We start from the raw sequence: 23,178 nt of genomic DNA on the forward strand, positions 1-23,178 counted from the left end.
GGTAAAGTCTCGCCTCACCGGTTCCGACTGACGGGGAACTTCACCCGGTCGGGGTGTTCGTTGAACGCCGCGAGGATGCGCCGGTACAGTTCGTTCTTCACTCGCTGCCCCCGCCGCGGGTGGGCCAGATACCGCAGGCGGAACTCCACCCACGACTCCTCTTGCACGACGTTGACCGTCGGCCGGTCCTGCACCTCCAGTTCCACCGGCGTCTCGTCGAGGCGCTCCCGATACCGGCCGATTCGGGCGGCCATCTCGTCGCCCAGGTAGTCGTCCGCGACGCTCCGCATCGTGTCGGTGGCGAACTCGAAGTCCGTCTCGTAGGCCACCTGCACCGAGAGTTCGTTCCAGACGAACGGGAACTCCTCCTGTGTGAAGTTCTTGACGTGCGAGGAGAGGACGACGCTGTTCGGGAGCGTGATGGTCCGTCCGGACGGCTGGTTCGAGGAGACGAGGTCCCCGTTTATCTCCCACAGCGTCGTCACGAGGAAGGAGACTTCGACCACGTCGCCCTTCGAGTCCTCGATGGCGACGCGGTCACCGACCTGATACGGCCGCTTGACCATGATGTACAGCCACCCGATGAGCGAGAACAGGGGTTGCTGGAGCGCGAAGGTGACCGCGAACCCGACGATACCCAGCGAGAACAGGAGTCCGACCCACTGATCGGTGACCACGCCCAGCGCGGCCAGCGTCCCGGCCGCGCCGAATCCCAACCGGAAGAGGTTCTTCGCGTCGTGTCGCCGTCGCTTGTCCGCCGTCCGATGGTCGTAGACGCTCAGCAGGATGCGGTAACAGCCGTACGTAGCGAACCCGACGGCCGCGAGCGAGAGGAGTTTGACGACGAGGAAGGCGACTGCGACGCCCTGAACGCTCCCTTCGACACCGACTCGCCGGACGAGTGCGACGCTGCCGGCACAGACGACGGCCATCGCGAGCGACAGATACCCGACTGGACGACTCACACCAGTGCCCGACGGGAGGGATGGACTAAACGGTTCGGTGGCGCCAACACGGTAATAGTTCACGCACGACATTGGGATGTATGGAGCGTACCGTCGAAGTCGTCCCCGAGGCAGGACTCCACGCACGCCCGGCCTCGAAGTTCGTCCAGACCGTCAACCAGTACGACGCCACCGTCACCGTCGGCCGGGCCGACGACGGCGAGGACGGCATGGTGGACGCCAACAGCATGCTGGCCGTCACCGGTCTCAACGTCGAACACGGCGAATCCGTCCGCATCGTCGCCGAGGGCGAGGACGCGAGCGACGCGCTCGACGCCCTCGAAACGGTGCTGACGACGCCAGTCGACGAAGGGGGCGAGGCCTCGTGAGGGCGCTCACCGGTGTCGGCAGTACGCCGTTGTCGGGCGTCGGGACCGCCCGCTGGTACCGACCGACGGCGCTCGAACTCCCGGCGCGACCGGACCCCGCGTCCGTCGACAGCGAGGCCGAACGCGAGCGCTTCGAGCGCGCACGGAACGCCGCCCGCGAGGCCATCCGCAGGGCGCGCGACCGGGCGGCCGAGACCGTCGGGGAGGGCGAGGCCGCCGTCTTCGAGGCCCACGAGCAGTTCCTCGACGACCCGCAACTGGTCGACGCAATCGAGGGGTCTATCGACGATGGAAGCCCCGCCGAACACGCCGTCGACGACGCCTACGCGGACGCCATCGCGCAGTTCGAGGGGATGGAGGGACGAATGGCCGAACGCGCCGACGACCTGCGGGACGTCCGTGACCGCCTCCTGCGGGCACTGCTCGACGTCGCGGCCGTCGACCTCGGGTCGCTTCCCGAGGGGACGGTCCTGCTGGCCGACCGACTCACGCCCAGCGACACCGCGGAACTGGACCCCGAGGCCGTCGCCGGCATCGCGACGGCGACCGGCGGCCGCACCTCCCACGCAGCCATCATCGCCCGGTCGCTGGCGATTCCGGCCGTCGTCGGCGTCGGTGACGGCCTCGACGACATCCCCGAGGGTGCGACCGTGCTGGTCGACGGCGAGGCGGGGGAGGTCGTCGTCGACCCAGACGAGGAGCGGCGAGCGGCCGCTTCGGACGTCGACGCACCGGTCGTCGCTGCTCGCGTCTCGACGGCCGACGGCCGCGAGATCGAGGTGGCCGCAAACGTCGGTCGGCCGGCAGAACTCGACCCCGCCGCCGAGCGCGGAGCCGACGGCATCGGTCTGTACCGCACCGAGTTCCTCTTCCTGGACCGCGACGCACCGCCGGACGAGGACGAGCAGTTCGCGGCTATCACGGCCGCCCTGCAAGCGTTCCCCGACGAACGCGTCGTCGTCCGGACGCTGGACGTGGGCGGCGACAAGCAGGTCCCGTATCTTGACCTCCCGGAGGAACCCAATCCGTTCCTCGGACGGCGCGGCGTCCGCCTCTCGCTGAGCGACCACGCCGACCTCTTCGAAACGCAGTTGCGAGCGCTCCTCAGAGCGGCGGCGACCGACGCGGGCGACGCCCTCGCAGTGATGGTGCCGATGGTGGCCCGCGTCGAGGAAGTCGAGGACGTCCTGAGCCGTATCGAGGCCGTGGCCGCGACGCTCGACACCGAAGGCGTCGACTACGAGATACCCGACCTCGGAGCCATGGTGGAGACGCCCGCCGCCTCCTACGTGGCCGGGGCGCTGGCCGACAGACTCGACTTCCTCTCTATCGGGACGAACGACCTCACCCAGTACGTGATGGCCGCCGACCGTGAGAACGACGGCGTCGCGGACCTCCACGACCCGCTTCACCCCGCCGTCCTCCGCGCCGTCGACCGGACCGTGACCGCCGCCCACGCGTGCGATGCGTGGGTCGGCATGTGTGGGGAGATGGCCGGCGACCCCGACCTGACCGAACTGCTCGTCGGCCTCGGCCTCGACGAACTCTCGATGAGCGCCGTCACCGTCCCGGCAGTCAAAGCCCGGATTCGCGAGACTGACGCCGAGAGCGCGGCGACGCTCGCCGAGACGGTACTTGCCTGCGAGACGCGGGCGGCGGTGGTGGCCCGACTCGACGGCGTCGAGTGACCACCCGTCTCAGAGTTTGTCCACGTCCCGTGCGGCCTCGGCTTGCTCGCGAACCGAGTCCAGCGTCGCCTTCGGACTGGTCGCCGCGACGGCGGCGTTGACCGCCCCCTCCAGTACCGGCGCGTCGGCGATGACCGCGTCTACGTCGCTCATCTCGATGGCGACGTCGGCGTTCATCACGGCGCTCCCGAGGTCCACGAGGACGACGACGCCCTCGCCGTCGTCCGCGGCCGCGAGTGCGTCTTCGATGTCGTCGGGGACCGTCCCGAACCCGCCCTGTCCGTCGCCACCGACCGGTTCGATGCGGGTGACCCCGCCCATCTCGGCGGCCACCTCGGCAATTCCCTCGGCGGCTTTCCGACTGTGCGAGACGATTACGAGGCCGACCATCAGTCCTCGGCGGCCTCCTCGCCGTCGGGAACGGTCGGCGACGTCGCGTCGACGGCGGGCGTCTCGGCGACGTCTACGTGTTCCGTCGCGACGTCCAACAGTTCCTCCATGATGTACAGCGTGCTGGTCGCGCCGGGGTCCTGGTGGCCCACCGAGCGCCACCCGAGATACGACGCTCGGCCCTTCGAGGCCCGGATGGGGACCGTGAAGTCGACGCCTCGCTCGGCGGCCGCGACGGCCTTTGCCAGCGCCTCGACCGGCGGCAGGTCGTCCGTCTCGACGGACTTCTTGAAGGTGTGGACGGCCGGTACCAGCGCGTCGACCATCGTCTTATCCCCTACCGAGGCGTCGCCGCGGTCCTGCACCTTCTCCAGATAGGTCTCGGCGAACGCCACCGCGGTTTCGGCGGTGATGCCCCCGTCGAGTTCCTGACTGGCGAAGACGAGCGACCCGCCATAGAGCGGTCCCGATGCACCGCCCACCTCCGAGAGAAGCGTCTTGCCCGCTGTCTTGACCACCGTCGCCGGGTCGGGGTCGTCGAGGTCGGCGACTTTCTCGGCGGCGGCGCTCCAGCCACGGGCCATGTTCCCCCCGTGGTCGGCGTCACCGATGGCCGAGTCGAGGTCGGTGAGATAGCTCCGTTCGGCTTCCAACCGCTCCGCGATGGCCTGTACGGCGGCGACGACGGCGGCACCCTCGTCGCTCATCGGACCGTCAGCGCCGGGGTGTCGGCCGGCGCTCCGAGCAACTCCTTCAACTCGTCGTCGACGGCACAGACGGTGATGGAACACCCCGCCATGTCCAGCGACGTCATGTAGTCCCCGACCCACGCGTCCCACGTCTCCAGTCCGTGGTCGCCGAGCAGTTCCTGCAGTTTCCGATTGACCACGAACAGTTCCATCTGTGGCGTCCCGCCCATCCCGTTGACGATGGTGACGACCTCCTGTCCCTCGTCGAGGTCGAGGTCGTCCAGTACGGACTCGGTGAGTTCCTCGGTGATGGCGTCGGCGTCCATGATGTCGGTCCGTTCGACGCCCGGTTCGCCGTGGATACCGATGCCGAGTTCGATTTCGTCTTCGCCGAGGTCGAACGTCGGTTCGCCCTTCTCCGGGGTCACACAGGAGGTCAGGGCCATCCCCATCGTGCCGACGTTGTCGACCACCTTCTGGGCGACCCGCTGGACTTCATCGAGGTCGGCGCCCGCCGCGGCTTTCGCACCGGCGGCCTTGTGGACGAGGATGGTGCCACAGACGCCACGGCGTCCGGAGGTGTACAGCGAGTCCTCGACGGCCACGTCGTCGTTCACGACGACTTCGGCCACCTCGGTCCCCTCCATCTCGACCATCTCGCCGGCCGTCTCGAAGTTCATCACGTCGCCCTCGTAGTTCTTCACGACCATCAGGACGCCCTCGCCGCTGTCGGCGGCGGCGACCATCTCCTCCAGTTCGTCGGCCGTCGGTGACGTGAACACTTCCCCCGCGGCCGCGCCGTCGAGCATCCCCTCGCCGAGGTAGCCGGCGTGTGTCGGTTCGTGGCCGCTCCCGCCGCCGCTGACGACGCCGACTTTCCCGCCGACCGGCGCGTCTTCGCGGACCAGTACGTTCGTATCCGACAGCCGACGGACGCGGTCCGGGTACGCCGCGACCATCCCGTCGAGCATCTCGTCGACCACGTCGTCCGGGTCGTTGATGAGCTTCTTCATGGTACATGATGACAATCGCCGCACTGGTCCTTAAAGCTGAGCGAGGGGCGTGTCAGGAGTGTGTGAGGGCGTTTTCGCTCGAAAAGCGTGCCTGTCGGTTCGTTCGACGGACTCGACTGGGTCCAAGCGGCGAGTCGGACGGCCCAGCGGGGTCGGTGATTAGACGTCCCAGTAGTCGGGTTCGTTGCCCTCGGTCCACTTGATGGAACACCCACGGGACGGCTTCTCGGCGCTGGTTATCTCGTCGCCGGCCAGCAGCGTCTCGACGTGGGCTGCCATCTCTCGTTCGCTCGGTTCGTCGTCGGGGTTCGGGGCGTCGTCCAGTCGACCGTGATAGGCCAGTCGGAACGTCCCGCCGTCGTTCCGGAACAGGAACGGGTCCGGCGTGCAGCGAGCGCCGTACGCCGCCGCGACAGACTGGCTCTCGTCACGGAGGTACGCGTCGTAGGCCACGTCGCCGCTCTCGACGAGTGACTGCATCCGTTCGAACGAGTCGTCCGGGTACGCCTCGGCGTCGTTCGGGTTGATGCCCACGACGGCGAGGTCGTCGTACGCCTCGGCCAGCCGGTTCAGTTCGGGAATCTTCGCCTTCGCGTAGGGACAGTGGTTACACGTGAACACGACGAGCAGTGCGTCGTAGTCGGCGAAGTCGTCGAGCGCGTACGTCGCCCCGTCGGCACCGGGCAGTTCGAACGTCGGTGCGGCGTCGCCACGTTCGAGCACGTCGGAGTCGGAGTCGAGCGAAACCATGGTGGGCGACGCTACGTCGTCGTTCGATAAAAGCCCACGGACCCCGCTCAGTTCCCCAGTTGGACCGACTCCGTCGCTCGTGACCCACCCACGGCCAGCACGACAGCCGTCAGGCCGATGGCGAGGACACCGGTGCCGGCCACGACCCAGAACGCCGCCGCGACGCCAGCGCGTTCGACGACGACAGCGAGGACGGGTGGCGCGACGGCCGCGCCGCCGGAGATACCCACCGTGAGCAGGCCGAAGTTCTTCCCCGCCGAGTCCGCCGAGGAGAGGGCGTCGGCCAGCGACGCTCGGGCGGGCCGACTGCCGTCGACGGTGGCCGAGAGGACGAGGACGAGCGCCAGCGCTCCGAGCACCGGGAGCGTGCCCAGCGCCAGCAGGGAGGCGACGACGACCAGCGCGGCGTAGCCGCCGACGAGCACCGGCCCCGGCGAGTAGCGGTCGGTGAGCCACCCGCCGGCGAAGATGAGCACCGCGCCGGTGACGAGCATCGCCGAGACGGCGAAGTTCGCGGTGGCGTCGGGAATCGGGTAGCCAACGGAGAGCAGCGTCGCCGTGTACTGTTTGATGCCCCACCCGGCCATCGACGTGACGAACCAGAGGACGGTGAGCGCGAGTATCGGCGGCGAGGCGAGGACAGTGCGGAGTTCGTTCCGAATCCGCGTCGCGAGTGGGGCCTCACCCGACTGCTCGGTGCTCGTTGGATGGGTGATGGTCTCGTCGACGCGCCGGTCGAAGGCGAGCAGACAGGCGGCGCCGTAGACGCCGCCGACGACGGCGATAGCGCCGATGGCGACGCGCCAGTCGACACCGAGCGTGCTCGCCGTCGCGACGACGGCCGGCGGCGCGGCGAAGCCGAGCGCCCCGGTGAACCCGTGGACGCTGTAGGCCCGGCCACGGGTGTCTGGCGTCGTCGCCGTCCCGATGAGCGGGTAGTGTGCTGGGTGGTGACCGGCGATACCGATTCCGGTGACGACGCTCGCGACGAGCAACCAAAGGTAGCTCTGGGCGGTGGCGGTGAGCATCGCACCCAGCGCTCCGAACGTCAGTGAGATGGCCAGCACCGACGTCCGACTCCGCGAGTCCGATAGCGACCCGAACGGCAACTGGAGCGCCGTGACCACGACGCCGACGGTCCCCAGTGCGATACCCAGTTGGGCGTCGGTCAGCCCGAGGTCGGCCTTCAGCGGCCCGAAAATCGGGGGCAGCAGCATGAAGTAGGCGTGGTTGACCAGATGCGACCCCCCGACGAGGCCGACGACGAGACGGGACTGGGCGTCAGAGACCACGATAGGTCAGGGTGTGCGGCCCGCCACAAAGAACGGTGTGGTTCGGCGGGGTCACTCCTTCTCGGCCAATCGAGCCGAAACCGCCTCGTCGAACGCCGCAGCGGCGCGAAACACGTCCGTCTCCGTCGCGACGCCGAACAGCGCTTCGTCGCCTTCGACCTCGTGTTTCTCCAGAACCCCTATCTCGACGAGATGCGCTAACGTGCCATCGAGATACAGCGTCTTCAGGGGGACACCGGCCTCGTCGCTCAGTTCGGTCTTGGTGTACGTCGCCTCGGCGTCGAGACGCAGGAGGGTGTCGATGACCGCCGGCGCGCCGTCGTACGACGCGACGTTCCCCCACCCCGTCTCGACTGTCTCTTCGTTTGCGGCCTCCTCGAACATCAGCCGAGTCGTAGGACGCTACCTAATTAAACCTCGCGTCGGTTTCGACGACCGACCGACAGCGTGCCAGTCAGTCCCACCATTGAGCAAGGCTTTTGTTCGGGACCGTCCGCCTCTGTGTATGAGCAGTCGCCGCGAGATTCTGAACCTGCTGCGGGAGAACGCCCGCTACACGACGGAGGACCTCGCCCACATGACGGGGTTCTCCGAGAGCGAGGTCGAGACCATCGTCGAGGAGTTCGAGGAGGCCGGCGTCATCTGTGGGTATCAGGCCGTCGTCGACTGGAGCGCCGTCGGCACCGACGAGGAGCGAGTGCGCGCGACGGTCGAACTCAACGTGGCACTGGACCGCGAAACCAACTACAGCGACATCGCCGACCGCATCGGGAAGTTCCCCGAGGTCACCTCTCTGCGCCTCGTCAGCGGTGACTACGACTTCGACCTCGAAGTCGAGGGCGACTCCATGCGGGAGGTGTCGCACTTCATCAGCGACAAGATAGCGCCCATCCCCGAGATTACCCAGACGGTCACCCACTACATCATGGAGTCCTACAAGGAACAGGGGATGAACTTCGACGACCACGACGACGACGACAGACTCTCCGTCTCGCCATGACGTTCGAGCCAGCAGACCGAGTCGACGCGGTGCCACCGTCGGGTATCCGACGGTTCTTCGAGTTGGCCGAGGAGATGGACGACATCATCTCGCTGGGCGTCGGCGAACCGGACTTCTCCGCGCCGTGGGCCGCCCGCGAGGCCGCCATCACCTCGCTCGAACGCGGCCAGACCTCCTACACCGCCAACCGCGGCAAGCGCGAACTCCGCGAGCGCATCGCCGGCTACGAGACCGAGCGCCACGACCTGACCTACGACCCCGACGAGGAGATTCTGGTCACCGCCGGCGCGAGCGAGGGGCTCGACTTGGCGTTCCGCGCGCTGCTCAACCCCGGCGACAGCATCGCGGTCGCACAGCCGTGTTACGTCTCCTACGTCCCGGGTGCGACCTTCGCCGGCGTCGACGTCGTCGACGTGCCGACCCGCGTCGAGGACGAGTTCAAACTCACCCGCGAGGTGCTCGAACAGTCGGGCGCGGCCGAGGCCGACGCGCTGGTCTACTGCTACCCGAACAACCCGACGGGCGCGACGATGACCGGCGAGGAACTCCGCGAGGTGGCGGCCTTCTGCCGGGAGAACGACCTCGTGGTGTTCGCCGACGAGATCTACGCCGACCTGACCTACGAACACGACCACACCTCTATCGCGACGCTCCCGGGGATGCGCGAACGAACCGTCGTGTTCAACGGGTTCTCGAAGGCCTTCGCGATGACCGGATTCAGACTCGGCTACGCGATGGGGCCGCCGGAGGCCATCACCGCGATGAACCGCGTTCACCAGTACACGATGCTGTCGGCGCCGACCACCGCTCAGTACGCCGCAATCGAGGCACTGGAGAACTGCTGGGAGGAGGTCGAGGAGATGACCTCGCAGTACGACCGACGGCGGAACTACGTCCTCTCGCGTCTCGATGGCATGGGACTGGACTGCTTCCCCGCGTCGGGGGCGTTCTACGCTTTCCCCGAGTGTCCGTGGGACGACGCGAGCGAGTTCGCCGAGTCGTTGCTCCAGTCCGAGGGTGTCGCCGTCGTGCCGGGTACCGCCTTCGGCGAAGGCGGGGACGGCCACCTTCGCCTCTCCTATGCGACGGGGCTAGACGACCTCAAAGAGGCGATGAACCGGATGGAATCGTTCCTCCAGTAGCGCCTCGAGAACCGTTTCGGGACGGGGCGGACACCCAGTTATCAACCACAATAGCGGTGCCGAAAGCTTAAGGATAGTTCCTCTACAATCACTGTCAAACCGTGCAGCATAGGGTCACCGTCCGGGGAATCGTGGGTCAATTCACCGGCAATAAGTTTTTTCACGCCGACCAGCAGATGACAGATAATGGCAATTGATGACACAGGGGGGGCAGAGCCGAATCAGGTCGGCGAGGGTGGGACTGGTGCCGACCAGTCGGCGGCAGTCGGGGAGTACACGTGGGACGACTTGCGACGGGAGTTCCACGATGGAGGCCGGTTCGATCGGAGCGAGTATCTCGGGTTCGAGCCACGCCAACTCGGAGACAAGCTAGAGACGGCAGCGAGCACGGCGCTCACGCTGAACGGGCCGTTCGAGGAGTATCTCGACCCCTCGACGACGCCCGTCACGAAGGGCGCCTACACGTGGGAACACTTCAAGCAAGAGTACTACTACGAGGACGGCTCTCTCCCCCGGGACGAGGAGGGCGAGGTGGTCCCGTTCGACGCCGAAAAGCACCTCGGCTTCGACCCGGACCACACCGAGACCCGACTCTCACAGGCCGAAGACTTCGCGTCCGAACTGGCCGACGTCGTCGGCGAGAACACCGTCGACGTCAATCCGGAGTTAGACGAGGACGCGTTCTTCTCGACCAGACACGGCCACACGACGGTCGTCAACCGTTACGACCTAGAGAAGGCGGTCCCACACAGCAAGAAGTCTCACTTCAAAGAGCTAGAGCGCTACTGGGTCAACAAGCCCTACGCCTGCGTCGTCATCTTCCACTCCCGCAAGGAGAACGAGAAGAAGTACTACGTCGTCGAACCGTACCTCAACGCCATCGAGGACGACCTCAAGCAGTTCCTCTCCGGAAAGCTCAAGACGGCCATCAAGTACTCGGAGGACGAGGTCATCGTTCAGGGGTCGAACGCCGACCGGGCCGAAGTCATCCAGCGAGAGGCCGAGAACCTCCTCTCCAGATACGACCTCTACGACGGGACAGTCGGTGCCGGCAGCGGCGACGGCGGCGGCATCCTCGACCAGGTGAAAGAGCTGTTCGACATGGGCGAGGCGGCCGAAGACCCGGAAGCGGCCGGGCAACTCGACGGTATCTCGACGCGGCCCGAACCGGCGATTCTCGAGGACGACCCCGCGACGCTCAACGAGTACCAAGTCGAGAAACTGCTGTACATGCTCAAGCGGGACTTCATCGGGTACGCCCGCATCGACGGCATCAAACACGACATCAACGTCGAGGACATCTCCTGTGACGGGTACAACTCCCGGGTGTTCGTCTACCACACCGACTACGAGCAGATCATCTCGAACGTCGAACACGGCCAGACGGAACTCGACGACTTCGTCGTCAAACTCGCCCAGCGCTCGGGGAAGGGCATCTCGAAGCGTCAACCACAGGTCGACGCGACGCTCCCCGACGGCTCTCGCGCCCAGTTGACGCTCGGCCGGGAAGTGTCCGACCACGGGACGAACTACACCATCCGGCAGTTCAAGGACGTCCCCTTCACCCCCATCGACCTCATCAACTGGAACACGTTCTCGCTGGACGAGATGGCGTTCCTCTGGCTCTGTATCGAGAACCACAAGTCGCTCATCTTCGCGGGCGGGACCGCATCCGGGAAGACCACGAGTCTGAACGCCGTCTCGCTGTTTATCCCCTCGAACTCGAAAATCGTCTCCATCGAGGACACCCGCGAGGTGGAACTGCCACAGCGCAACTGGGTCGCCAGCGTCACCCGCCCCTCCTTCGGCGAGGACGACACCGGCGACGTCGACGAGTTCGACCTGCTGGAGGCCGCACTCCGGCAACGTCCGGACTACATCGTCATGGGTGAGATTCGCGGTGAGGAAGGTCGCACCCTGTTTCAGGTCATGTCGACCGGTCACACCACCTACACCACCTTCCACGCCGACTCCGTCGGTGAGGTCATCAAGCGCTTCACCACCGAACCGATCAACGTCTCGAAGACGCTGTTTACCGCGCTTGACCTCGTCTCGATCCAGACCCAGACGCGGGTCGACGGCAACAAGGTCCGCCGGAACAAGTCGCTCACGGAAATCAACGAGTACTCCGCCGAGAACGACGAAATCAACGTCCGGGACGTCTACGAGTGGCGCGCCGAGACGGACGAGTACATCCAGATGGGGAACTCGAACACCTTAGAGGAGGTCAAGTTCGACCGCGGGTGGACCCAAGAGAAACTCGACGAGGAACTGTTCAAGCGGAAAGTCGTCCTCGCGTACCTCATCGAACAGGGGCTAAACACCTACACGCAGGTCGCCGCGACGATTCAGGCGTTCATCAACGACCCGGAGACCATCCTCACACTCATCGCCAACGACCAACTCGAACAGTCGCTCGAAGACCTCCGGGAGATGGAGTCTGTCAAGATCGACATCGATCCCGAGAAAGAGGAGATGGTCCCGCGGCCCGACGCCCCACCGGAGATGGTCGAGGAGACGAAAGACGTACTGGACAACGCCGGCCCGCTGTTCGACCAGTTCACGAGCGGCGACACCACCGACATCGTCTCGGCGCTGATGGACGGCGACGCACTGGCGGAGGCCGAAAATGAGGAAGAAGAGACCGTCGGCTTCGGCCAGTTCGTCCCGAAAGCCGGGAAGGAGGCAGATAGCGGATGAGCCTCGACACGAAGGGTCAGCAACAACTCGGGAGCGGTGGCGCTCTGGGTGACGCTTTCTACCCCGCTTACCAGACGCTGTTCGACGAGGAAGGCGATTTCGTCGACAGCGTGCAGACGAAACTCGCCGAGGCGCGGATGGCCGACAACGTCGAGATGTTCCTCGCACGCGCCCTCGCCGTCGGCGTCATCGCGGGACTGGCACTCTGGCTCGTCGGCACCCTGCTCGGGTACCTACTCGTCAGTATCCTGTTTACTGGCTCGGAGGGGCCGACGTTCATCGGCGTCGTCATCCAGAACGAGACGCTGCTCGCCATCATCGAGGCGCTGAAACTCCCCTTCCTGATTCTCGTGACGGGCGTCGTCTTCGGTGCCATCGGCTTCGGCATCGGCTTCGGCTCGCTCGTTTCGATTCCGTACTTCCGGGCCAGTGCTCGCGAGCGCGAAATCAACATCCTCCTCTCGGACTCCATCTCGTTTATGTACGCCCTCTCCGTGGGTGGGCTGAACCAGCTCGAGATCCTCCAGGCGATGGCGAAAGCCGACGACACCTACGGCGAGGTGGCAAAGGAGTTCCAGTCTATCGTTCTAGAGACCGAATACTTCGATACGGACTATCGGACGGCCGTTCGGAATCAGGCGCTCGAAACCCCTTCCGACAGCCTCTCCCAGTTCCTCACCGACATGCTCTCTATCATCAACTCCGGGGGGGACATGACCTCGTTCCTCGAAGACCAGAAAGAGAAGCACATGCGGACCGCCCGGCAGGAGCAAGAGAAGATGCTGGAGACGCTGGAACTGTTCGGCGAGATGTACATGACCCTCTCGCTGTTCCCCCTCTTGCTCATCATCATCCTCGTCATCATGTCGATGATGGGGAACGCCCAACAGACGCTCATCTACGGTACCGTCTACGGCCTCATCCCGCTGACCGGGATGGCCTTCCTGGTGCTCGTCTCTACGGTCACGCAGGACTCCATCGGTGATGGGTACCTCCGGCCAGACGCCAGTGAAGACGACATCGTCGTCGACGAAGGCATCGGCGTCTTCAACCTCGGCCTCGTCGAGCAGTACAGCGGCAGTTACGCCGTCTTCGACCGCGTGAAGAGCCGCGAAGGGACCTACGAATTCCTCCAGATTCTCAAGAAGCCGCACCTGTTCTTCCGCGACCACCCGATGCTCGTGCTGGGGCTGACGATTCCGCTCTCTATCCTCTCTCTCGTCGCCGCCGTGGTCCTCGGACAAGCCCCCCTCTCGCTCGACGGGATGATTAACCGGCCTGTACCGGGGACGTTCTTCTGGGTGTACGTCCCGATGTACATCAACTTCGTGCCGCTGACGATATTCTACGAGTGGAACCAGCGCTCGCGGAAAGCCATCATCGGCAACCTCTCGGACAACCTCCGGAAACTCGCCTCGGCGAACGACACCGGAATGACCCTGCTCGAATCCATCAAAGTCGTCTCCGAGACGTCCGCCGGGAAGCTCTCAGACGAGCTCGAGACGATGCACGCGAAGGTCAACTACGGCACCAGTCTCAAGGAGGCCCTCCGAGAGTTCAACAACAAGTACCACGTCCCGCGACTGGCTCGGACGGTGAAACTCATCGCCGAGGCACAGGAAGCCTCCAGCCAGATTCAGGACGTCCTCTCGACGGCCGCACAGGCCTCGGAGAATCAGGACGACATCGAGCGCGAGCGGAAGTCCCGAACCCGGATGCAGATGGTCATCATCATCATGACCTACCTCACCCTGCTGGGCGTGATGGCGCTGCTGAAGACGCAGTTCCTCGACGTGATGTCCGGCCTGTCGAGTCAGGCCTCCGGTGCCAGCGGGTCCGGCAGCGGGTTCGGTGGCAGCGTCGACGTCGACCTCCTGTCGATGCTGTTCTTCCACGCGGTCACCCTGCAGGCGCTCCTCTCCTCGTTCATCGCCGGCTATATCCGCGAGGTGAACCTGATGGCGGGCGTGAAGTTCGCCGTCGTTCTCTCGACGATAGCGCTCGTCGTGTGGATGGCCGTCGGGTAACCCGTCCGTGTCTCGCCCGCGGTGGCAGACTCTTCGTCTTTCCCGCACTCCGCCGGAAGTAATCCGAGCCAACTCTGTGAGTGAGCCACGCCACCCGTCTCACTCACGCCGGTAATCCGCGTCCCGTGACCCCGTCCAGTACCGGTACCGACAGGACGAGAGGGGTATCTCGGTCATAACTTTGCGCGCGTCACTCGTCGTCGAGACACCATGCAGGGGAACAATCATCCGGTAGACCCCGACGTCACACGGCGGAGCTACCTCACCGCCAGCGCGGCAGGTCTGCTCGGGATGGCAGGCTTGAGCGGCTCAGTGTCGGCGCAGGACCTTTCAGACGCGACGAGCGCGCTCGCGGCACAGACTTCGGCCCCCGAAGACCCGGAGATTCCCGACAAGGGCTATCTGGTGGAGGCACTCGGCGACGGCATCTACTGGATCACCGAGGGCGTCTACCAGATGCTGTTTCTCACGACGGGCGAGGGCGTGGTCGTCGTCGACGCACCCCCGACCATCGGGCAGAACATCCTCGCCGCGATTGACGAGGTGACCGACGAACCGATCACCCACGTCGTCTACAGCCACTACCACGCGGACCACATCGGCGCTGCGACGCTCTACCCAGACGACGCCGAGTACATCGCCCACGTGGGGACCGCCAGATTCCTCGACCGGGTCGGTGACGACAACCGCCCGTCTCCGACGACTGTGTTCGGTCCGAGAACGACCGCCACTCCGAGCACTGCCGGTCAGCAGGAGCGCACGCCCGACAGTACCGGTACTCCCTCGGAAGACACCCCATCCCAGCGAACGCCATCTGCAACCACACCCTCCGGCGGTATGCAGGAATGCCCCGCACGTCGACACGCCGATGGCAACAGCTACACCCTCGAAGTCGGGGACCAACGCCTCGAACTCGAACACCGCGGTCCGAACCACGCCGCCGGAAACGTCTTCATCCACGCGCCAACCCACCGAGTCCTCATGTTCGTCGACGTCGTGTTCCCGGGATGGATCCCCTTCCAGAACCTCGCCGAGTCGTCAGACGTTCCGGGCTACATCAGGGCCCACGATCAGATCCTCGAGTACGACTTCGATACGCTCGTCGCCGGCCACCTGACTCGACTCGGGACGCCGGCGGACGTCCGGACCCAGCGAGAATTCATTACGGATCTGGAGGCGAACTGCCGCGAGGCTATCGCCACGGTGGACCTCGGGCAGGTCGTCCAGGAACGCCAGCCAACCAACCTCTGGGAGACGTTCGCGGCGTATCTAGACGAGACGTCGCGGGTCGCGGCGGACGCCACGCTGGAGACGTGGGGGAACGACCGACTCCGCGGCGCCGACGTGTTCATGCAGAGCCACGCCGCGACGATGATCGAATCGCTCCGCATCGACTTCGGCGTCCTCGGACCGTTCGGGTTGTGAGAGGTGGCGGAGCGCGCCGGAACGTCGTCCCAGCGGGACCGATCGCCTCGCTCCACTCGGCGCCGTGACTGGCAGTGGTTCAAAGCCGGGCGTCGACGAACGTGCACACCGCTCGGGACTGTGGTCGCGACGCGAGAGCCAGAACTCGCCGAGAGTGAGCGAACGCACGGCGTTCGGCGAGTCCACGAACGACTAATGGTGCGAAGCGGCCGAAGAACGGTAGTGGAACCGTTTGGTCTCCGAGCTAGCGAACGCGACGACCCACACGCCGAGCGACACCATGACGGCGTAATCGGCCGTGAGCGTGTACGATGGCCATCAAGCGTGATGGTCCCGATACCACCGAACTGGTAGAGGGACGCGAGCAGGAACGCGTCCGAGAGGACCATTCTTTGCCGAAGTTCGCGGAGGAAAAATTTCGGTGAGAGCGGTGGTTGTCGTCGAAAACAGCCGGACGTGAAGCAGTTGGTTCGTCTGTGGATCAGCAGCGGCGTACAGCCAGAATTGCTGATCGTTGATGCGAATCACCGTTTCGTCGAGCGCGATCTGATTCGGAGCTTTTCCGGATTCTGGCTGTAAATCGGCTTTCTGTACCCAATCGTGGAATAGGTATAGGTACTAAACCAGAGACGCCAAGTTTTTCATTCTGGGAAAAGCACTGTAATTATGTCGGATCGACGTACGGTATTAGGAGGTCTCTCCACTGCATTATTTACCAGTCTAGCTGGCTGTAACAGATCTCTTAGCCCTACGAGCGACGGCACGGATATTCCATCAGAAAACGATCGAACAGCCGATACCGATGCACGGGATACTCCCCATTTAAGTGAACCCTGCAGTGTTTCATCAATACCAGAAGCGGAGTACCCTGCTTTTCCTTCAGAAATGACTGAAGAGAGCGCCAAGGCATTCGCTGTCGAATTTGAAAAGCGATTTGCCGAGGCGACATTCAAAAACCGCCCAGATACAAAGTTTGGAGGATTCGACGGATGGACAGGAAACGTCTATGGAAAAACAAAAAATGGATTCTTTATTGAAGTCAACGTGTCTGTCGATTTTTCGATTACTCAAATGGATGAAATGGAAACAGATCTGGGTAGTGAACCATTCCATTCGTGGTATTACATTGATCCAAGATTCGCTTCTCGATCTGACAGAGATCCATCAGGATTCCGTCCTAATTCGAGATGGGAAACCGTTGCTTGTCCATAGATCAGTACTATAACCCCAAGAGCCGAATAAGCTCATTATACTGACCGATATCGAGTCGTGCGCCCATTTCAAATCTGACAAGTTCGATTATAACGCTTGAGTTGGCTGAGATACCGACGCCGTGATGGCGCCGGGTGGGCGTGCCCCACTCGTTTTCGGCAGTGTAGCTAAATGGGTAGTTCTGGGTACGTAAAAACAATGCTCCGATTACGAATCCAGATACCGTAGCCGAAGACACGCCTCCAGTGCCGACTTGTTTAATAAGTCGTAAAACCGCTCAATACAGGTGAAGTATACCTAACCAGATCTGGTTAGGTTAGTTTCTATCTACAGTAATCGTGTAGTAGAACTCATTTGAATGAGGTTTGCCGATTTCCTCAGAGATACTGAATCCCCATTCATACTCACCCGGTGATGCATCGGAAGAGACGGAGACTGGGAGAGTAATATCGACGCTGGTACACTCTTCCCACTTCCAAACGGGCGGTGAGGAATCTAATGCACGATCAGGTGCAGGAGAAACCGTATCCTCATCAAAACTCAAGTCGATAGCGGCTGAATCATGTACTAAGTGCCCGAACAATTGGAATCTGGAGAGGCTATCGATGTGAATATCGATCTCATCCGAATCCCCAGGTGAAAGGGTCAAAATATCCGCTTTGACATTCGGAGACCAGCTATTTCCATTGGAGCAGGTTGGCTCCTCAGACCTATTTCCACCTAAGCAACCTGCTGTTATCCCTGTCGAGACAATTGATATGATTCCAAGATAGTGACGGCGCTTCATAGGCTCTCATTCATGCTCCCAATATGAACCCATGCCGTAAGGACAAAATCACACTTGGGTAATACGCACACCTACTGAACGGTCGATGCAGGGGATGTACTGAACGTATCTTTCGGTCAGTTCAGTGGTTGCGCATATTCGACTTGCTTCGGTCGGAAATCCGTACCACGGTAGAACCGTCGTGCATCTTCGTTTTCCCACTCACAAGAGACTTTGAGGTGGTCACATCCTCGGTCGCGAGCGATCTCCTTAACGCGATCGACGACTGCTGTGCCGTGACCGCTGTTTCGTCGGTCTTCGTCAATGTGAAGATCAACGATACGAAGATAATGCGAATACTGGCGGGACGGGTGGTGCCCTTCCCGGAGGATGACGTAGCCGATGGTCTCGTTCTCGTGAACGACGAGATAGTCGGTGATTTCCTCGGCATCGAGATGGTTGCGGAAGCCCTCCTTCGGGACGTCGTCAGCATCCGTGTAGACGAGTTGGTTCAATTCGTCGTACGACTCCATCGACTTTGCAAGCGAATACCAGCGGTCAGCGAGCGCGTCGAGGTCGTCCACGGTGGCTTCCACGAGTTCCATAGGTTGCCTGCCGATGCTTCAGTAGTAAAGGTCCCGGCGGTATGGTAACAGCTGGCATCGGTCAGTACGCAGGTCTACTGAACGGCGTATTCTCTTAATTGACCCTGAAATGAAGTGACTCAGGCAGTAACGACTTTTTACACAAGTCGTAACAGAGACGGCGGTTTTCACTCGAAACTCGATGTGTGCCCGCCCCGATCACGATCGTCATAGGAACCAAACTAGCGGAAGCTCAATTAATCGTAATAGGTCGGAGCCGCTCAAGTGAGTTCGGACGCGACCACACGGGGTCGCACGTCGACAAAAACCGACTCGCGATAGTGGCCACGAGGCCCGCTCACTTCGTGGCCACTACTCAGCCGAGCTGGTCGCGACGACCGCAGCGCGCCCCGACTCGACCCGCGGCGTTCTAAGGATTCGACCGATCTTTATATACTCAGCAAATTCGAGGTAGCCGGAAAAACTAGGATTCTGGGGGCCGTGGCCACAGGCATGAGTCAGGACATCCCGAGTCAGGTCCGCATCCGAACCGATGCCGATGACGGCTACGCCCACCGCTACGAGTCCATCCAGCAGGCCAAAGACGTGTTCGGCGTCGGCAACAACACCGCCGCAGTCATCCACGCCACCGAACACGCCCACCAAGACCTCGACGCAAAGCGTGACGCGCTGGATTTCCTCGCGGATCACGTCGGCGACGACGTGCTCGCCGAGGTCGCCGACCGCCTGAGTACGCGCGAGATGCAGGTCGCCGTCGAGCGCACGGTCACCGTCGACACGGAGTGACGGACTATCCGAATTCGGCGTGCTATCGGACTCATCTGAGTATCGGCCTTGCTAAAATCCTTAATCGGTGATAGGTTTCAGGAGCCCTGCTGAATACAGGGCGCGAATACAGCACGGGTCGAAGCACAGTCAGTGTGGATCGAGGTCGGCCGATACGGGTGAGAGATATACCACTCGATACCAGCGAAGGAAACCGCGTATCAGAAAGAAGTCATGGTACTTCAGTTGAGGGGCGCTACTCGCACGACACGATGAACCCACCAGCGGCGGCGAGAACCTGGCTGGGGGTCTTCGTCGGGTCGAAGGCATCCGGGAACGGGGAATCGTCGTTAAGCAGGTTGAGATACGACGCGTGGCGCGCTTCGACCGTGGCAATGGTCGCACCAGCCGTCAAATACTCCTCCTTTTCGATGAGGCTGATCGCGCCGTCGTAGGCCGATACCCCGGTATTTTCAAGAACCGCAGCGACACCGAGAAACTCACTGGCGGTGTCGTATCCGAAATCGTAGCACTCCTCCTCGTTAGCATCCTCACCTAATTCCTCCTCAATAATGCGTGTCAGTTCATCGACGTGCGTCTCCTCGTGATCGCGAATGTCTTCGAGGTTTGGCAGAACGTCTCCCTTCACCCGGTTGGAAAATCCTCTGAGAACGTCGGCCTTCCTGAAATCCTTCTCGTCGAACCGTTCGAGTCCGTCCCGGTAGAAGGCATATTCGAGATGTTCGAGTCTCAATGCGAAGTTTAGCACCTCCACATCATCGAAACTGTCGTCCTGACCATCGTGAGCAAGCGCCGCGTTCGAACTGCCGACGGCCAACGCGAGCGCTCCTGCTCCGGCGGCTGCTGATCGCCGAAGAAACGATCGCCGTGACGAGGGGTCGGCGTTTCGCAACTTCGAAACGAGCTCGGGGTCGGTCATGGATGACTCATCCATGACCATGCCATCTCGGTGTCCCCCTATTGTTACAAATCCTGTACTCTAGCATGCTCAGGCTATTACTCCCTCTACCAGCGTAATCTCTTTCTAATATCGGCCCGGTTCGGTTTGATCCGGGGAGTAATTCCCTGGCGATTTACCGGCAGGCTCAGTGAGTGGCTGATTCGGCACCCACTTGACGAGATAAACGAGGTCGGCGTGCTGAACTCATCCTCTGTATCTTGCACACCAGTTCTGTCAGGTGTTGAGGGCTTCAACAGACCCCCTCATACGAAATAGCCCTCCTTCCCGACGGTTCCGACGTCGACACGGTCCGAAAACAGCGACGACTACCGTCCGATGCGGCACCGAACACCGGCTTTCCGGCCAGCCATTACTCACCCTGACGCCGTCCAAACACGTCCTCGTCAAGCACGCGCTCGGCGGCAATGCGTTGGATGAACTCACACTCGGACAGTTCGGGCACGTCCCCGTCACACACACACGGACGACGTACGCGCGCTCACCGAGTCGCTCGACGGTCAGATGCGCGTCCTCGGGTTCGCCACTCTCGTCCAGCAAGCCGTCGCGTTCGAGAAAGTCCTTCGGCACCGTCACCAGTCCGGACCCACCTCGATTCTGGAGTTGCTGCATAGCGGAAGGGCCATATCTAGGCTATTAAACGTATCTTCTATCACAGTTCTCTGGCCACGCTCTGGCACTTTTCCCTATCTCAGCGGCGGGTATATCACCTGATAGTCACATTCGCGGTCAACCCGCGGTCGAACCGCGGGCCTGTACCCCTACCCATGACCGACCACACGTCCGGCGGCGACGAACCGCCGGACAGCGCGGCCCAGACCGCGAATCGACCGTACCGAACCGAGTGGCGAAACGTCGACGAACGGCGGCGCGAGCTCGCCGACGAGTTCGACAGCGTGGCCGATCTCCACGCGGCCGACGCTGACGATCTCCAGCGCGTGGACGGGATTGGGGAGAAGCGGTCCCAGTGGCTACGGGACGAGTTGTAGCCGATATTGCGAGCCATAGTGAGTACTCTCCTTTACGCCCGATTCCAAATGGTGGAGTGGTTAACATTTAACGCACTTGAAACTCGACTCTACAGTAGGCCATCGGTGCGGCAACGGCCCAATGAGGAACATGATGTCAAAGATAGCATGCGAGAGTTGCGGGCGAGAAATCACATACGGGAGGAAGAGTCAAGAGTCACGTGCACCCATGCGATACTGTCCACGCTGCGGAGAGGAATTCCCGCCACGTGAGGAGTGGTGACTGGCACTACTCACAAATCGGATTCCTCCCGCGTTCCGTTCTGAGACCACTCAACCACCCTGTCGAGTGTTTCGTGTGCGGGTGCGGTAGCGGTGTTTTTTCGCTGATGTGCCCTTATTACTCGGTAATTTCGTCTGCAACGTCTGATTGGTATACCTGCGTACTGGATACTAGCGTCAGGGCGGGCGTACATATTCTTATCAGTGCTGTCTGCAGAAGTAAAACGAACTAATCGAGTCGGTGAAACGAGAGACTGCCACAAGCACACTTGCCATCATTTCCGACTGCACGGAGTTCGCTATCTGGCCAAATTCGCACTCTGCATACCGCTCCGCAGTCGTCGCACACCCCGTCCGCTGTTGTCATTTTTTCGAGAGTACCCATACTCCTTGCAGAGAGGGGGACACACCGTATAAGTCTTGGTACCAAACAACATGGAGACAGAAGCTCGGCTTGGGCCAGATTCATCGCGATCGGTCAGTAGGTTCCCAAAGAGATAGCCCGGCACGACTGTCTGGAACAAACAACCGCTCAACCGCCATATCCTCACCCATGTCCCTCTCCCATCCCATGTTTTAGCTCCTCAACCATGATGTTGTGATCCTCGTCTGCGAAGCTGTATAGCCACAGTACTGGAAGCATACGAAGATAGGTTTTTGCTTCCGCTCCGTGGACGGATAGGTAAACAACCTATCGAGAGCATCGGGGTTAATCTCCTCGTTGAGCGAGGTCAACGCCAATATAATCTACCTCCTCCAGTTCCGCTATGGACTCTACGAACTGTATCGTGAGTGGCAGAGTGTCTTGTTCTGTAGTATCACTTCCTCGGCAGGGTTAACCATCTCCAGTAGGAATCAGTAGTATGATTGATCAATCCGTCGGTGATGTGATGAGGCAGTCAGTTCGAACGATTCCGCCAGAGACGACGGCCTGTGATGTTGCGACACTGTTCGCGGATCACGACATCGGATCGGCAGTCGTGGTCGATCCCGAGACGGGCGAGTACATCGGGATCGTAACTGAATCCGATATTATGCGGCAGGTTGCAGCGGGGGCTGATATCGACTCCGTTCCTGTGACTGCATTTCTGAGTACGCCACTCGTCACGATCGACAGCACAGAAGACATCCACGCCGCCGCCACTCTGATGAAAGAACACTCGATCCGGCGGCTCCCGGTCACCGACGATGGCGACCTCGTCGGCATCCTCACGACGACTGATCTCATCCATTATCTACCTCGGCTCAGGAACACAATCCTTCGTGGACGAAACGACCTGGGCGCTCAGTGAGAGTCCTCTATTGCTCAATCTAGGTCACTGATTACAGACCAGAGTGACCGAATGACCTGTTAGAACGTCACTGCGTACTGAGTGGCAATTGCAGAGTGTTATCCACTTGGTCACATTGTATGGTCCACGTGAAAACCCAGTGTACTCTTCCGTATGCGTCGTATTGGATTTTTTATGATAGAACAGACGCAACCAGTAGACGTTCCCCGTTCCGACCCACCCTCTGCCGACATAGAGGTTGCTAAGCTCCGTCTTGAACTCAACAAAAAGTGCTTGGAAGAGTTAGCGGAAGACGGGTTAGTCAAATGGGATCAAGAAAGAAGCGTTGTAATGAAAGGTCCCCAATTCGACAAGGAACGACCCCTCAAGAGATAATCCGGAATTTGATATCTTGTACCCCTGTACTGACCAACATGTGAGACCTCACAATTTGGTGCCCGAGAAGCGTGTGTTCTGATGCAATCTCACTCGATCTGACCCCTTCTGACCCCCGAGTTCACCGGAAAAACTGGCTCAACCGTCTACCGCTGGGTCCGGCGCGCCGCCGACGCCCTGGAGGAAGAGACCGGCGACCGCGGTTGGCAGTACCTCGATGTCCACGACCTTCGGAGGACGTGGGGCACATACCTACTGGAACAGGGTGTAATTCCATCCGTCGTGATGTCCTTCGGTGGGTGGGAGGACTGGGATACGTTCAGAAAGCACTACCTCGGAGAGTTCAGTCCGGAGGCGATTCGTCGAGAGCGTGGGAAGGTTGACTTCCTCGAAGGCGGCGACAAAGAGACGGAAGTGGTGCATCCGGGTACGATGCCGGCTTCAACCGCACCACACTCTGCAAATTGAACTATCTAAGATATTCT

At 61.9% G+C, this 23,178-nt stretch carries 23 protein-coding genes and 1 pseudogene; 12 read left to right on the plus strand and 12 right to left on the minus strand.

Annotated features, from left to right (window positions below; translation table 11 throughout):
• Nucleotides 1-14: 14 nt before the first annotated feature.
• Nucleotides 15-965, minus strand: a complete 951-nt coding sequence (locus G9465_RS14740; protein ID WP_166971285.1) for a mechanosensitive ion channel family protein — start codon at nucleotides 963-965, stop codon at nucleotides 15-17.
• Between the two features lie 80 nt (nucleotides 966-1,045).
• Here G9465_RS14740 and ptsH1 point away from each other — a divergent pair, with 80 nt between their 5' ends.
• Both ptsH1 and ptsP read left to right on the plus strand, forming a co-directional pair.
• A complete protein-coding gene (gene ptsH1, locus G9465_RS14745) occupies nucleotides 1,046-1,333 on the plus strand; it encodes a phosphocarrier protein HPr (RefSeq protein WP_166971287.1) in 288 nt (95 codons plus the stop codon).
• Nucleotides 1,330-3,021: a phosphoenolpyruvate--protein phosphotransferase gene (ptsP, locus tag G9465_RS14750; protein WP_166971289.1), complete on the plus strand. Its 1,692-nt coding sequence runs from the start codon at nucleotides 1,330-1,332 to the stop codon at nucleotides 3,019-3,021. The genes ptsH1 and ptsP overlap by 4 nt, the downstream gene beginning before the upstream one ends.
• A 9-nt stretch (nucleotides 3,022-3,030) precedes the next feature.
• Here the strand turns inward: ptsP and dhaM are convergent, their stop codons facing one another.
• The 6 genes from dhaM to G9465_RS14780 form a co-directional block, all read right to left on the minus strand.
• Nucleotides 3,031-3,411, minus strand: a complete 381-nt coding sequence (dhaM, locus tag G9465_RS14755) for a dihydroxyacetone kinase phosphoryl donor subunit DhaM (RefSeq protein WP_166971291.1) — start codon at nucleotides 3,409-3,411, stop codon at nucleotides 3,031-3,033.
• Nucleotides 3,411-4,118 (minus strand): dihydroxyacetone kinase subunit DhaL, encoded by a 708-nt coding sequence (gene dhaL / locus G9465_RS14760; protein WP_166971293.1) that lies wholly within the window; start codon nucleotides 4,116-4,118, stop codon nucleotides 3,411-3,413. The genes dhaM and dhaL overlap by 1 nt, the downstream gene beginning before the upstream one ends.
• On the minus strand, nucleotides 4,115-5,113 hold the full coding sequence (gene dhaK, locus G9465_RS14765; protein WP_166971295.1) for a dihydroxyacetone kinase subunit DhaK: 999 nt from the start codon (nucleotides 5,111-5,113) through the stop codon (nucleotides 4,115-4,117). The genes dhaL and dhaK overlap by 4 nt, the downstream gene beginning before the upstream one ends.
• A 159-nt stretch (nucleotides 5,114-5,272) precedes the next feature.
• Complete coding sequence (locus tag G9465_RS14770; protein ID WP_166971297.1) at nucleotides 5,273-5,863, minus strand: thioredoxin family protein; 591 nt, start codon at nucleotides 5,861-5,863, stop codon at nucleotides 5,273-5,275.
• Between the two features lie 47 nt (nucleotides 5,864-5,910).
• Nucleotides 5,911-7,155 carry an MFS transporter gene (locus G9465_RS14775; RefSeq protein ID WP_166971299.1) on the minus strand — a complete coding sequence of 415 codons (1,245 nt, stop codon included), beginning with the start codon at nucleotides 7,153-7,155 and terminating at the stop codon, nucleotides 5,911-5,913.
• A gap of 51 nt (nucleotides 7,156-7,206) precedes the next feature.
• Nucleotides 7,207-7,539 (minus strand): hypothetical protein, encoded by a 333-nt coding sequence (locus G9465_RS14780; RefSeq protein WP_166971301.1) that lies wholly within the window; start codon nucleotides 7,537-7,539, stop codon nucleotides 7,207-7,209.
• A 121-nt stretch (nucleotides 7,540-7,660) separates the two neighbouring features.
• On the opposite strand from G9465_RS14780, the gene G9465_RS14785 reads away from it, so the two are divergent.
• The 5 genes from G9465_RS14785 (at nucleotide 7,661) to G9465_RS14805 (ending at nucleotide 15,449) form a co-directional block, all read left to right on the plus strand.
• Complete coding sequence (locus G9465_RS14785; protein WP_166971303.1) at nucleotides 7,661-8,155, plus strand: Lrp/AsnC family transcriptional regulator; 495 nt, start codon at nucleotides 7,661-7,663, stop codon at nucleotides 8,153-8,155.
• Complete coding sequence (locus G9465_RS14790) at nucleotides 8,152-9,297, plus strand: pyridoxal phosphate-dependent aminotransferase (protein ID WP_166971305.1); 1,146 nt, start codon at nucleotides 8,152-8,154, stop codon at nucleotides 9,295-9,297. The genes G9465_RS14785 and G9465_RS14790 overlap by 4 nt, the downstream gene beginning before the upstream one ends.
• A 186-nt stretch (nucleotides 9,298-9,483) precedes the next feature.
• A complete protein-coding gene (locus G9465_RS14795) occupies nucleotides 9,484-11,997 on the plus strand; it encodes a type II/IV secretion system ATPase subunit (protein WP_166971307.1) in 2,514 nt (837 codons plus the stop codon).
• A complete protein-coding gene (locus G9465_RS14800; RefSeq protein ID WP_166971309.1) occupies nucleotides 11,994-14,024 on the plus strand; it encodes a type II secretion system F family protein in 2,031 nt (676 codons plus the stop codon). Before G9465_RS14795 ends, G9465_RS14800 begins: the two co-directional genes overlap by 4 nt.
• 210 nt (nucleotides 14,025-14,234) lie before the next feature.
• Nucleotides 14,235-15,449, plus strand: coding sequence for an MBL fold metallo-hydrolase (locus tag G9465_RS14805; protein ID WP_166971311.1), 1,215 nt, complete (start codon nucleotides 14,235-14,237; stop codon nucleotides 15,447-15,449).
• A gap of 362 nt (nucleotides 15,450-15,811) precedes the next feature.
• Here G9465_RS14805 and G9465_RS14810 read toward each other — a convergent pair.
• Nucleotides 15,812-16,052: pseudogene (locus tag G9465_RS14810) on the minus strand (IS6 family transposase); the annotation flags it as partial.
• A gap of 63 nt (nucleotides 16,053-16,115) precedes the next feature.
• Here G9465_RS14810 and G9465_RS14815 point away from each other — a divergent pair.
• Entirely contained in the window at nucleotides 16,116-16,661 is a 546-nt protein-coding gene (locus G9465_RS14815) for a hypothetical protein (protein ID WP_166971313.1), read from the plus strand.
• Nucleotides 16,662-16,977: 316 nt separating this feature from the next.
• On the opposite strand, the gene G9465_RS14820 is transcribed toward G9465_RS14815, so the two are convergent.
• Together G9465_RS14820 and G9465_RS14825 are read right to left on the minus strand one after the other, a co-directional pair.
• The gene (locus tag G9465_RS14820) at nucleotides 16,978-17,448 is read right to left on the minus strand and encodes a hypothetical protein (protein WP_166971315.1); all 471 of its coding nucleotides are present in this window, start codon (nucleotides 17,446-17,448) and stop codon (nucleotides 16,978-16,980) included.
• A gap of 116 nt (nucleotides 17,449-17,564) precedes the next feature.
• The gene (locus G9465_RS14825) at nucleotides 17,565-18,032 is read right to left on the minus strand and encodes an N-acetyltransferase (RefSeq protein ID WP_166971317.1); all 468 of its coding nucleotides are present in this window, start codon (nucleotides 18,030-18,032) and stop codon (nucleotides 17,565-17,567) included.
• A gap of 492 nt (nucleotides 18,033-18,524) precedes the next feature.
• Between G9465_RS14825 and G9465_RS14830 the strand changes: the two genes are divergently transcribed.
• Nucleotides 18,525-18,818: a hypothetical protein gene (locus G9465_RS14830; protein ID WP_166971319.1), complete on the plus strand. Its 294-nt coding sequence runs from the start codon at nucleotides 18,525-18,527 to the stop codon at nucleotides 18,816-18,818.
• A gap of 235 nt (nucleotides 18,819-19,053) precedes the next feature.
• Here G9465_RS14830 and G9465_RS14835 read toward each other — a convergent pair whose 3' ends face one another.
• Nucleotides 19,054-19,758 (minus strand): ferritin-like domain-containing protein, encoded by a 705-nt coding sequence (locus G9465_RS14835; RefSeq protein ID WP_227015571.1) that lies wholly within the window; start codon nucleotides 19,756-19,758, stop codon nucleotides 19,054-19,056.
• 785 nt (nucleotides 19,759-20,543) lie between these two features.
• Between G9465_RS14835 and G9465_RS14845 the strand changes: the two genes are divergently transcribed.
• Nucleotides 20,544-20,765: a helix-hairpin-helix domain-containing protein gene (locus tag G9465_RS14845; RefSeq protein ID WP_166971321.1), complete on the plus strand. Its 222-nt coding sequence runs from the start codon at nucleotides 20,544-20,546 to the stop codon at nucleotides 20,763-20,765.
• A gap of 837 nt (nucleotides 20,766-21,602) precedes the next feature.
• On the opposite strand, the gene G9465_RS26405 is transcribed toward G9465_RS14845, so the two are convergent.
• The gene (locus G9465_RS26405) at nucleotides 21,603-21,767 is read right to left on the minus strand and encodes a HalOD1 output domain-containing protein (protein ID WP_166971323.1); all 165 of its coding nucleotides are present in this window, start codon (nucleotides 21,765-21,767) and stop codon (nucleotides 21,603-21,605) included.
• A gap of 122 nt (nucleotides 21,768-21,889) precedes the next feature.
• Here G9465_RS26405 and G9465_RS14855 point away from each other — a divergent pair, with 122 nt between their 5' ends.
• Nucleotides 21,890-22,318, plus strand: a complete 429-nt coding sequence (locus G9465_RS14855) for a cyclic nucleotide-binding/CBS domain-containing protein (RefSeq protein WP_227015573.1) — start codon at nucleotides 21,890-21,892, stop codon at nucleotides 22,316-22,318.
• A gap of 483 nt (nucleotides 22,319-22,801) precedes the next feature.
• Complete coding sequence (locus G9465_RS14860) at nucleotides 22,802-23,161, plus strand: tyrosine-type recombinase/integrase (protein WP_227015775.1); 360 nt, start codon at nucleotides 22,802-22,804, stop codon at nucleotides 23,159-23,161.
• The last annotated feature ends 17 nt before the right edge of the window (nucleotides 23,162-23,178 follow it).

This window comes from Haloarcula sp. JP-L23 (assembly GCF_011602445.1).
In the GTDB taxonomy this organism is placed as follows: Archaea; Halobacteriota; Halobacteria; order Halobacteriales; family Haloarculaceae; genus Haloarcula; species Haloarcula pellucida.

Coding starts and splice junctions, on each gene's coding strand:
- G9465_RS14815 (WP_166971313.1), top strand. CDS start 16,116: ATGTCGGATCGACGTACGGTATTAGGAGGTCTCTCCACTGCATTATTT.
- G9465_RS14790 (WP_166971305.1), top strand. CDS start 8,152: ATGACGTTCGAGCCAGCAGACCGAGTCGACGCGGTGCCACCGTCGGGT.
- G9465_RS14845 (WP_166971321.1), top strand. CDS start 20,544: ATGACCGACCACACGTCCGGCGGCGACGAACCGCCGGACAGCGCGGCC.
- dhaM (WP_166971291.1), bottom strand. CDS start 3,411: ATGGTCGGCCTCGTAATCGTCTCGCACAGTCGGAAAGCCGCCGAGGGA.
- G9465_RS14855 (WP_227015573.1), top strand. CDS start 21,890: ATGATTGATCAATCCGTCGGTGATGTGATGAGGCAGTCAGTTCGAACG.
- G9465_RS14780 (WP_166971301.1), bottom strand. CDS start 7,539: ATGTTCGAGGAGGCCGCAAACGAAGAGACAGTCGAGACGGGGTGGGGG.
- G9465_RS14830 (WP_166971319.1), top strand. CDS start 18,525: ATGAGTCAGGACATCCCGAGTCAGGTCCGCATCCGAACCGATGCCGAT.
- G9465_RS14785 (WP_166971303.1), top strand. CDS start 7,661: ATGAGCAGTCGCCGCGAGATTCTGAACCTGCTGCGGGAGAACGCCCGC.
- G9465_RS14835 (WP_227015571.1), bottom strand. CDS start 19,758: ATGGTCATGGATGAGTCATCCATGACCGACCCCGAGCTCGTTTCGAAG.
- G9465_RS14800 (WP_166971309.1), top strand. CDS start 11,994: ATGAGCCTCGACACGAAGGGTCAGCAACAACTCGGGAGCGGTGGCGCT.
- G9465_RS14820 (WP_166971315.1), bottom strand. CDS start 17,448: ATGAAGCGCCGTCACTATCTTGGAATCATATCAATTGTCTCGACAGGG.
- dhaL (WP_166971293.1), bottom strand. CDS start 4,118: ATGAGCGACGAGGGTGCCGCCGTCGTCGCCGCCGTACAGGCCATCGCG.
- G9465_RS14795 (WP_166971307.1), top strand. CDS start 9,484: ATGGCAATTGATGACACAGGGGGGGCAGAGCCGAATCAGGTCGGCGAG.
- dhaK (WP_166971295.1), bottom strand. CDS start 5,113: ATGAAGAAGCTCATCAACGACCCGGACGACGTGGTCGACGAGATGCTC.
- G9465_RS14805 (WP_166971311.1), top strand. CDS start 14,235: ATGCAGGGGAACAATCATCCGGTAGACCCCGACGTCACACGGCGGAGC.
- G9465_RS14825 (WP_166971317.1), bottom strand. CDS start 18,032: ATGGAACTCGTGGAAGCCACCGTGGACGACCTCGACGCGCTCGCTGAC.
- G9465_RS14770 (WP_166971297.1), bottom strand. CDS start 5,863: ATGGTTTCGCTCGACTCCGACTCCGACGTGCTCGAACGTGGCGACGCC.
- ptsH1 (WP_166971287.1), top strand. CDS start 1,046: ATGGAGCGTACCGTCGAAGTCGTCCCCGAGGCAGGACTCCACGCACGC.